The sequence below is a fragment of the Rhizobium sp. Root483D2 genome, from assembly GCF_001426685.1.
Taxonomy (GTDB): Bacteria; Pseudomonadota; Alphaproteobacteria; order Rhizobiales; family Rhizobiaceae; genus Pararhizobium; species Pararhizobium qamdonense.
Map to the genome: position 1 here is coordinate 65,676 of NZ_LMFB01000035.1, position 10,600 is coordinate 76,275.

6 protein-coding genes are annotated in these 10,600 nt (G+C 55.1%); all 6 read right to left on the minus strand.

From position 1 onward, the window contains the following. Window positions 1-28: 28 nt before the first annotated feature. The gene (locus tag ASD32_RS22045) at window positions 29-736 is read right to left on the minus strand and encodes a hypothetical protein (RefSeq protein WP_060640184.1); all 708 of its coding nucleotides are present in this window, start codon (window positions 734-736) and stop codon (window positions 29-31) included. A gap of 224 nt (window positions 737-960) precedes the next feature. After that, window positions 961-1,470 carry a hypothetical protein gene (locus tag ASD32_RS22050; protein WP_060640185.1) on the minus strand — a complete coding sequence of 170 codons (510 nt, stop codon included), beginning with the start codon at window positions 1,468-1,470 and terminating at the stop codon, window positions 961-963. A 1-nt stretch (window position 1,471) separates the two neighbouring features. Continuing rightward, window positions 1,472-2,716 (minus strand): hypothetical protein, encoded by a 1,245-nt coding sequence (locus ASD32_RS22055; RefSeq protein WP_060640186.1) that lies wholly within the window; start codon window positions 2,714-2,716, stop codon window positions 1,472-1,474. A gap of 333 nt (window positions 2,717-3,049) precedes the next feature. After that, entirely contained in the window at window positions 3,050-3,943 is an 894-nt protein-coding gene (locus ASD32_RS22060; protein ID WP_060640187.1) for a M12 family metallopeptidase, read from the minus strand. A gap of 42 nt (window positions 3,944-3,985) precedes the next feature. After that, window positions 3,986-7,882, minus strand: coding sequence for a hypothetical protein (locus ASD32_RS22065; protein WP_060640188.1), 3,897 nt, complete (start codon window positions 7,880-7,882; stop codon window positions 3,986-3,988). 1 nt (window position 7,883) lies between these two features. Then, window positions 7,884-10,600, minus strand: a 2,717-nt coding sequence (locus ASD32_RS30115; RefSeq protein ID WP_162252695.1) for a hypothetical protein, incomplete at its 5' end; no start/stop codon positions are given.

Below are 10,600 nucleotides of genomic sequence, written 5' to 3' on the forward strand. Positions count from 1 at the left end.
GGTTCGTTGCGAGGCGCTTGATCAACCCTTAGCCCCTAATCGGCAGCAAAAGGATTTTTGCCTTGATGTCTGTCGCTATGCCAAGACCTCCTGCGATATTCACAAAGCTGAGTGCTTCGACGGTCAGATCAGAAACCACCCCATTTGCTTTGGGCATCTTTGCGGCGATCTCCGCATCGATTTTCGCCTGGATTACGGGACGAACCGCCACTTTGAGCAGGCCATCGATGTTGAACAAACGCACGACATTTCCGAACAAGCCGCCAAGCGAAAAATCGACTTTGGTGATATCGACCTGCGGCTTCCCATCTGCGGCGCGAAGCTTTGCGTGAACTTCGATGCTTCCCGACTGGCTGAAGACCTTAGTCCAGCCGCCGAAGGGAAGAGGTAGGCGATCTTCAAAGCGGCCGCCCCCGCGGATTATCAACGTATCGCCAGAAATTTCCATCTGGTCGAGCCAGATCGTTTTGCAAACTGTGCGGTTGCACTCGATCGTCCGGTTGCCAAGCAAGGCGTCTCTCAAGCTCCCGCCCTCGATGTTCCCGCGAAGGCGAACATGGATCTCCGAGCCCAGTTCGAAAGGGCGGGCTGTTCCAGCGGCCTCTCCCTCGATGGCAAAGGTTACGATGTAATCCTTGGCCGCGGACGCCACTGCTGCCGTTGAACCACCCTGATTGACGAGCAGCAAGCCTGCGATTGCAACCGATGAAGCGAGGTTTGAGATGGCTGTCTTCATTGCAAATCCCTTTCTGATAACGCAGCGTCCGAGGTCTTCGGTTCTGCATGACGAGAACAATGACAGCAGCTATCGGCATTCCCGGTGATGTGCCGCGTTCTTTTGCCGAGCCTTAAAAACCGCGGTGTTTTGAGGCCGGAAACCTCCGGAAATGGCAGGTTTCCGGTTCCCAAAGCAAAAGGGGTGGCAAAGACCACCCCTTTTCAATCGGTGTAATGATCCGATCAGATGCGATCGGTTCCGCGCTTCAGGACTGCTGCGCTCATCTGATAATCATCCGGCTCACTGAACCTTGGATCACCCTCATCCGGAGACCAATTGTCCGTGCTTGGCACTGCCGCCTCAGACCCCGGAAGCACGCTTCGTGAGACACGGTCTGTTCCGAGGAGCCCTGCCAGCACGGTGCCAAGCCGATCTGTCCAGATTGAGCGCATCTCTTCCTCCCGCGCTGAAGCTGTTACCTCACCGGACCTCGTGGAGGAACTGGCCTGGTCTGCGCTTGCTACGACTAGAATTGGCGAGGAAAAAACCGCATCCTTGCACAGGAGACCGGGTGGTCGCGTCATGCCGTCGTCGGCACCTTCGCGCGTTCCCTCGATTGAAACAGCCGTCGCTTGCGCACCGACATCGTAGTTGTCGGTGGCACGGCAAACAAAGGTGTCCGCATAACTGGCGCACGCAGAAATCCCGAAGACAACAAAGGTAATTATCGTTTTTTTGATCACGCTGTTCATTTCAAGCTGCCTTCGAATTAGTGAGAAGAATGGGCTGACCGTTCCGGAACTTGTGTCCGATGTCCTTCTCGGTTGCCAATGGTTCACGCTTTGCTATCGGATACGCCCAGACTTGGTCCTGTTCGATCTTCAACTCTTTCGCAAGGTGGTCGGCGGCGGCCATGATGACATCCCGGACATCATGCTGGATCGCCATATATGCGAGATTGCGGGCTATCAGAAGATTGCGTTTATGCAGTTTCATCAGTGGGATAGCGTGCTTGATTGCCGGTTGGCACATTCCACGTAAGAGGCTTATTCGATCCAGCGCCCCAACTTCTCCAACGCCAATCTGTGGTACGTAGCCATTGGCGAGAACCGCCCAATCGTCAGCGTGTGATGAAATTGACGCCAGGTTTATGCTGACAATGCCACGATCTTGTTCGATGAGATCCAGTTCGTAGCTGACCACGCCCAGTCGTTCCTCCAAGAGAGGCTTTTCGGTTTCCCTGGCACCGGTCTGGTCATCAAGCTTTATCTCATCAATGGATGCTTTAATGACTGCGATGCTGTTGCGCTTGTGCTTCGCCAGGCGGAGAAGGTCAAAATCGACTGACTGGTACAGCCTTTGTGCCGCTTCGGCGACATCCAGAACGCTCACAATACCGAGGTCATGAAGCATCAGGCGATCAAAGTCCAAGACCTTGTCTTCTACGCAATCCGCATCAATCTGAAGAAGGATTTTCGCTGCATCCTCCCAAAGGATGGCGAGTGAATGAAGCAAGGCGGCACTCACGTAGACGATGGTCCGCGCCTCCTGATCGAAATCACCCGCGTCTTGGTTTTCGAAACTCGTCGCCAGCCTTACTGTCCAGGCGAGGTAGGGCTCCGCCAATATGTCGAGCACGGCGTTCCATAGCGATAGCACGTCGTCTACTGAAAGATGACCTTCTCCCCGCTCCCGGAGCAACGCTCGTGCAGCGTCCTCGCGGTCGCGCAGATCGAAGAGAGAATGAAATACTCGGATTGAATAGCTGTGAACGGGCACCTCGTTATGGATGGCGGGGATTGCCTCCTCCAGCGCCTCCGCCAGCTTTGGTGAAAGTGTATCTTTTTCACCAAGTTGCAGGGCCTTTACCTCCTTTCTGATATAGTCGGCGTCGTAGCCTGTCGCCGCTGCGATGGTGCTCCAAGATACACCGTGTCTTGCGCGATGCACGCCCATACTGATTGCATGCATGACACCGTAGCTCATCCAAATGCGCATGCTGATCCTCCTGATCGATTTCCTCAGGCTGCATATCAATCATGGCCGAAATCAGAATCCGGATATTTTAGCCTTAGATTCACCCTGGAATTGCCCTGGCCAAAAAAATAATCGCCTGCTTGATATCTAAAAGCGCCTGAAAGTGCATTTCGGAGCGCTTGAAGTGCTCGTCACAATGACCCGTTGAGGCTGAACCGTCGGCGCACGAGCACAGACGCCCCTCTTCAACAGGCTGCTGTTGCGGAGGCGCGTCCGGGCGACCCTTTAATAGTGTGATCAACACACGGCCGATTTCGCGCCATGTCGCTGGGCGACAGCATCCTTGAAATGATGCTATGGCACGTCCTTGTAAAGCTCGTTTACAGTAGAAATATCGAGCGGTGAGAGACCAAACATTTTGGAGCCGATCTGGCCGGGTTGGATAAGCAATTCCTCAACTCGCTTACGCCCCTTCTGGGTCAAGTCCATACATGCGAGTTCATAATCGTCCGGCTTGAGTTCGGTCTTAACGCAATTATCGAAATCTTCACGGAGGCGGTAGTGCATGATCGACTTAAGGTCATGCTCTCCGACGTCACGGCCATAATTGTAGTGACGGAAGAATAGTCCTGACTGAAACTCGCACTTTTCCTCTTGATTTCTGCCACAGATACGGCCCGATTGACTGATTGCTTCGTTCGCGGTGCTACCGGGAAACTTTACTTTAAGGAATTCATCGCGGTCGGTACGTTGCTGTTCATGATATAGTCCCACGGCGTGGCCTGTTTCGTGCAGAACGGTCATGCCAAGGCCCGATCCGTTCTTTTGCACACATACATCACCGATGACGATGGAGTGCGGGCTATTGGATCCGGTAAAGCCAGCCTCGGTGAAGCACCATCTGGGCCATATACCTGTTTCCAGATTCGTGTCGTCCTCTTGCGCCAGATAGATCAGATATGGTTTTCTTCCGGACTTTTCTCTCGGCATCAGCTTGACCTTCATCGCCGATGCGTTCCAATCGGAGATTGCTTTCAGGACGACATCGGGCTTTGCAAGACATTGCACCTTTGTGCAAACATCCGGGACAGCAGTCCGGCAATCGCACACCGCATAAGGTATCTCCTTGTTTGGCCATAACCTGTCCGCCTCGACGCCGGCGCCAGCACGCGCCTGCGAATTCAAAGTCGCAGCGACGAGCAAGAAGCTCAAAATCCAGATCGCAAATTCGCGTGCGACGATTGTCATATCAAAGCCTCAAAATTCAACGGATCGTAAGCAGGCCATTCCTCAACCCTTCAGCTCGACGGAATGGATGAAGGTCATTCTTCTCGTGGCGGGAAGGCCGTTGTGCTTAAAGCCTTCGTCGGGTCGCACCTCGGTACTCTCTTCAAGCAAGTAGATCTCGTACTCGACGATGGTCAGTCGCCATTTTCCGTCCTGGTCCGGGATTTCCCCGGACCAGGTCATGAATTCGGCTCCTTCACGCTTGGCGGTCAATTCGATGGTCTCCCCCACCGCGTTCCATAAGACAGCCTCCCTGGCGGCCGCCGTCGTCGCAGGCGTTTCGGAGAAGACTTCGATCACGCTCGTCACCGCGGACGCACCCTCCTCGACATAGCTGAAGCCAGCGACGGTCACAGCTCTCTTGCCATCCTTGATGCTACCGAGGGAAACGGTGCGGGTCGGCGAAATTTGGACAAAATCAGATGTGACGATCTTCGAAAGCGCAGCACCATCGATCGACTTTGGCTGATAACGCCCGACGGCATATCTTAAGAAGGGGAAATAGGCTCTTCCCGGATCTACCTGAACGTCACACCACACCACGTTCCGCTCAGCATCGATCTCGACATCATATGCAGCAAGAGATACATGTCCAATTGGCTGCGGGGAACTATGGGCGGCAGTACCTTCCGGGTAGACCGGAATGTGTATCAGCTTTTCGCCGGCATTGACGAAATCGTCCAGGGTGGGCCAGCTCGATGTCGGGGCACCCCGCTTGCGCGGGTTGAACGCCCACGATGATATGGCGCTTTTTAGTTCCGCTGGCGTCTGCTCGAGTTCCGTCTCGCGGACAGAGAAAATAGCCATTTCCCCCGGCCCTGACGATAACCAGGGGCGTTCAAACAGGAAGCGATGTCCGGTGACATGGATCTCTGATCGACCTTCCTCTGTCGTCTCTTTTTTGAAGATCGGGAGGATCGCCCTTATCTCCGGCGCGTCTGGTGGTGCGCTATTAAGAACCTCAACGGTTGTGGATCCAAACCGGGACAAAGCGTCCGGGTCTTTTAAGATTTCTTCCGGCATGAAGGATCGAAAGCGCGAAGTTGCGCGCGCGCGGTATGTGACAGTCCGATACTTCGTATCCGGAAAAGCATGGACCGTGGGTTCCTGTCGGTTTGCCGTTTGGGCTTCGCGCTCCATGGCAACCGCTCCACCATTGCTCGCGCTGTCCTGCCAAAAGCTTGCGGGGTGTCCCGCGACACCAAGCAAGGATTGATCGAACTCCGTTAAGTCGAAGCCGAACGGTGGGAGCGCCGCCGGTACCTCCCGGTATGCCTGCGACCACGGTTCATCAATTACGTCCGTCCAGGAGGCAGCGAATTCGACACGGCCGGTACTGGGAATGTGAACCGAGAATGTCTCGTCTATCAGCTTCACGGCGAACGATTTCAGGCCGGTCTTTTCTGCGCGAACCCGTTTTCCAAAACTTGGATCTTTGGTTGGCCGTTGCGTGGCATGCACAAAGGTCACCTCTCTCGGCGGAGTAACGAGATACTCCGAACCCGCAACAACCTCATCCTTCATGGAAGCTGATAGTCCGGATATAAGAGAGGCGGTCAGCGTTGAAATCTGTCCCGGTTTCTGGAAACTGAGAAGCGTTTCGAGTGAACTGGAAACCCAAAGGTTGCGATAATCATCATCGCCGAGTGCCGAAGACATCAAGGCCCTGACAGTCTCGCCAAGTGGTACAGACACCACGATGCTGCCCGCAGCACTGGTGATCGAGGGTTTGCTGTCAGGGGCTCCCGGCCTGACAGAGAGGTTTACTGACCGCAGAAGAAGCCGCTTTTTCACCTCGTCGACATCCGGCCGCGATGGAAACGCGACCGGTCCCGAGTCGAGTTCCCCCGACGAGGACCTTATCACGACCCCACGGCACATCGGATCGGGAAGAAACGGTACATTTATAGCGCCTGCTTGAGCACCCGCATTGGCAAGGTCAACAAGATCTCCGTTAGTCTCAACGATGACGTCGTACGATTCCTCATCGTTCATCGCGTCAAACGATCCGTGCTCGTCCACCAGCCACAGATCAGCGTCCGACGGCACGATCTGAACCACACTGTCTGCGGTCGGACGTCCGTCCATTGCACGGATTGCGACGGTTGTTCCTTTCTCACCCTGTTCGCGAAGGCTTTCGAATACGGACGGTGACCGTATCGGCTGAAGTCTCTGGTTTGCAATCATCGCAGTGCGGACGTCGAGCGTTGCGTCAGCGATGATCAAGGATGCTTCCTTCAAAGACCACGCATTTCCGGCAAGGTCGACGGGTACGACGCAGAACTCGTAGGTTTCGCCGTAGCGTTTTGTCTGTAGGGTCTCATCGACGACTTCACATTTGACAGCGAAGTTCTTGAATGCCTCATCAACCATTTCCTGCGCTTTCCCGTCCTCGTCAACGGGATTGTCACTGCGCGGAGCCACAAGGCTCCATCCATCCCAGTTGAACAAAAAAGGTGAACTCGTGCTCTGCCCGCCCTGATCGGCTAGAACCTTCGTTATTTCTCCCTCATCGGGACCCGGTGCCCAGGTAATTGGTGATGCTAAAGGACCGCCGTGAAAGGTGTAGGAGAGTGTTCTTGAGCAAAGACTGCGCCAGACGCCCTCTGAAACGCTGCGGATATAAACGCGATAACCCCGGATAAGACCGTCATCGACAAAGATGACTTGATTGGGGTCAGGCTGCTGAGCGTCGACCTGGCTCTTCTGCTGAGTGTCCAGCGCAAGCAATCTCGTATTGCTGGACTTAATGTCGCCGATCAGGGGCAACGGCTGCCCGGATACCGGGTTTTCGTTTGGGAGGTCAATCAGTGAAATGCCACTCTGACGAAGGGCAGCAAGGGCTTTTGGAAAGGCTGGAACAGAATGATAATCCGGAGGGGGCACGCTGGCTGCTACCGTCTGTCTAGCAGACTCAGCCAACTGTAACGCCAGCCAGTCGATTTCAAGGTTTGTCAGCCTTCCCGTGCTGATTTCGAGTGATCTGAAACCTGCCCAATCGGGCAGCTTGGTTCCGTCCGACCGGCGCGGATGAAACACACCAAAGTCCGTCTTGCCGATTTGCTTCTGGACATCACACCAGGTCCACGGGACAGCCACGATCGTGTCGTTCAAAGACAATCGCACGTCTACCTTGATACGTGCGATCTCACCCAAGCCGCTGACAACGCTCTCTGGTATTGGAACATCGAAATTAAGGACCAGGCCGAGCTTCTGGGCGAGGCCGTTATGATCCTGAAGTGCCGACGCGATTTCGTGGAATTCCATCTCCGGCTGGACTGCCAGCGCGGCCGCCGGCGCCATTGTCTGATTGACCGTATGAAATGCCGAAAACTCTTTGAATGTTTCGACGATCTGGGCGGCATTGGCGGTGGAATACGCCAAAATGCTTGCGTCAGGCTCGACACCCATTAACGCCTGTATCATCGGATTTGCGCGCAAATCCGTCGATTCAAGCGAGAACGCTCTCTTGACTGGACCGAGTTCGGCAAAATACCCGAGAGACAGGATATTTGCGAGCGATCGGGCATCATATGATTTTACGTTCGAGTCCTGTGGCGCCGACGGGCCGAACGGCCGCACAACCGTATTGGCCGGGAAAACCGTTTCCCAGAACTTGGTGTCTGGCTCCATCCCGGGCGTTGGAAGCAAATCGAGATCAGGGGCGAACAAGGATTCGGTTCCCGCGTTGTCGGCAAGTTTCAGGGTGAATGCAGCGGTATTGAGGGTGTTCGTCCACTTGACGAAGTCATGATAACCCGCGTCCGACAGAAGGCTCTGATCGGTGCGATCAATCCCGAGTTTAATTGATGCTACGAGACCGATGCGCAGGATCAGATTGCCGTCAGCCGCTCTTCGCAAGCCAGATGGAACCGTCGTCCAGGCCAGGTAATTTGCCACGTCAGATTCTCCCAACAAAAGCTCGACGATATTGTGTCCATTGCGGCTTTGTCAGCGTCTTCCGCCTTGTGCGACCGGATGGATCCGATGAGGCAAGAAGTGAAGCGCTGCCTCCGGAGCCGTTGAACCGACGCCGGAAAGTCAGTTTGAAAGATTTCTTGAAAAACCCGATTTTGAACGAGTAGGAGACCTCGACAAAGCCTTCACTATAGGAAGGCGTTCCGGTCTGTATCTGCAGCTCGAGATAGAAATCAACCCCGACCGTGATGAACCCAAGGGCGGTGACCGAGCCATAGGCACGAACGTAGAATAGATATCTGACATTGGTGGTGGGTAAGCCTCCGATATCGGCCGTTTCCATCCAGTACGAAAGACCTCCCAGCACCGCCGCACTTCCTGACGCGATGCCGAGATCGAGCCTTGCAAAGGCACCGAACCCGAAGGTCGCCGAAAATAAGCGAATTCCGCGAGTATCAACTGCGAGGGAAAAAGCCCCTGCACCGCCATATATACCCACTGCAACGGTGAAGGGATTTTCAGGCGTGGAGAAGTTGAACTTGTAACGGGTCGGCTGTGAGCGGAACGAAATCTCGACCGAACTGGCGATACTCAGGTTCTGGAGCAGGAATGCCCCAAAACTCAAACTTGGGAAGTTGAAGGACGGCAACTGAATTTCGACGCCGCTTGGTAATAGGTTGATGGAAATCCCGATGTCGCCGAGAATATCTTTCAACAATTCCTGAAGAGCCTGGATGAACGCCATGATGGCGCCCTTCAGCTCGACAGAATCTATATCCGGCTTGAAGCTGGTCGTACCCGCTGTATCGACCATGAATGCGAATGAGCGGAAGCGGATAAGGACGCCATCGTCTCCGAAAAGGAGCTGGAGAGAGAAGTTGCTCAATCGGGCGGAGACAGTGGCCTTCGGTCTGATGCTTGGGTCGATACTCACGCTCGTCTGCGCGCTCAACGTAAAGCGCGTTGGAGAAGCTCGGTCAACAACTAGGCTCGAGTCCTGCAAATCCTGCTGGACGGCAAAAATCGGCTTGTTCGGATCCGGCCAACTTTGAAACTGTTCCGTCGTCCAATCGACGCTCTGACGCATTTCGGCCGGCACATCGGGATAAGCCCTTATGCGCTGGATGACCTTTGGCATCTGCGCTTCGGCCACCGAAAGGCCTGCCTGCAGCACGTCCTTTATTTTAATCCCACCGAAAAGAACGGTGTCGTCGCCGAAGTAGTCGAGAGGATTGAAGGTTTGAGGTCCCGCAAGCGCGAGGGGCGCCGTTGAATTTTGCTGTCCAGTCGCTCCGTAGAGGCGGGAAACGCCTCCTACCGTCATATTCAGCGAGAAAAAGCCCCCTGATTTTTCGCTTTGACCCGAGCAACCCAGACGGATGCGCTTCTCGTCCCCGGGTTTGAGGCCCTGTGCGGACTGAAGAAACGTCTCCATTTCGTTTTTACTAGGGTCCTGGATCGAGAACCAGCCAACGTTTTCGCTCTCGCTCACCGTGGCCCGCAACATAGGCAGGCGCGCCTGGATCTGAGGAACGGTCAGATCGAAAAGCGAATTGATCGCGAGGCAAACCGACCGAGGTTCGATCGCCGCATCAAACTGTACTTTCAACAACTCGACGCTTGTATCGAGAGGTGTCCGCGGAACTGAGACCGCGACTGAAGCATCGTAGATGCCTGTAACACCCAACTCGCTCGTCCGGTACACAGTCTGTACCTGTCTCAGTCGCTGCAAATACTCATCGGTCTCTGCAACAGGGGTTGCATCGGTCGACGTGGCATCGAATTCTATGAAAATGACCGGGACGGATAGCTTGACCAGTTTCCCTGCCCAGTCCTCTGCCACGGCCGAGAACATGACGGGTTTGCCGCCCGCGCTGGGCCAGAATGCTTTGTCGGCCCACAAAGTACCGTCAGGTTTCGTTATCGAAACTGACGCTGTTACCGGCTCATCCAGAGGCGGACTGAGATCATCCTCGAAGCGGATCGACCGAAACGGGATTGTAGCCGCGCCGGCCATATCTTCATAGGACCGGTCCTGCTGCTTGAATTGGATGAAAAGCCTCGTACGGAGATAATCGCCTTCGACTGGAACAGAGCCGGCCAGCGGAACAACCTGGACCGGCTCTCTGGTCGTCGCCCAGACAGCTTCAACCTCATGCCCGAACGGATAGAGAAATCCACGGCGTGAGATGTCTACATCGTTGTCTTGACCGTAGGCCGATCGTTGCGAGACGTGCGTGAGCGAAATCGGACGGGTGCAATCATACGGGAAGTTCGCTCGAAGGTTAAGAAAAGCACCTTGTCCGGTCAGCATCAACGCGTGTGCGCTGATAGGCGTCGGATTGCCATCGGCACCATGCGTCAGTTTGACAATCTCCCCGCGGGTTCTGCTGTCGATCGGTGACCGCCCTAGGGACGCCTCAGGGTCGCGCGACCAGACAGCGACGACGTTGGCGTTCTCGAATCCTGAGCGAAGCAGGGCATTCGGCTTGCCGACAAGCGACGCATGCCAGGCTTCATGAAAGCCGCCCTTGCCAACCGATCTTTTCGCTTGGCGCCATGAGTGGTCATCATGAGGAGCAAGGTAGACCCCGTAGGGGGCCTCGATCGCTGTCTCAGAGGGGGGTGGCTTTCGGAAGGAACCTGGAGGGACAGGAGACGTTGGAACCAGTGGCTTGAATCTTTGCCAGTCGAGAAGGG

What these genes read in the sequence shown, in the direction of transcription:
- ASD32_RS22045 (WP_060640184.1), bottom strand. Translation starts at nt 736, where the DNA reads ATGAAGACAGCCATCTCAAACCTCGCTTCATCGGTTGCAATCGCAGGC.
- ASD32_RS22050 (WP_060640185.1), bottom strand. Translation starts at nt 1,470, where the DNA reads ATGAACAGCGTGATCAAAAAAACGATAATTACCTTTGTTGTCTTCGGG.
- ASD32_RS22055 (WP_060640186.1), bottom strand. Translation starts at nt 2,716, where the DNA reads ATGCGCATTTGGATGAGCTACGGTGTCATGCATGCAATCAGTATGGGC.
- ASD32_RS22060 (WP_060640187.1), bottom strand. Translation starts at nt 3,943, where the DNA reads ATGACAATCGTCGCACGCGAATTTGCGATCTGGATTTTGAGCTTCTTG.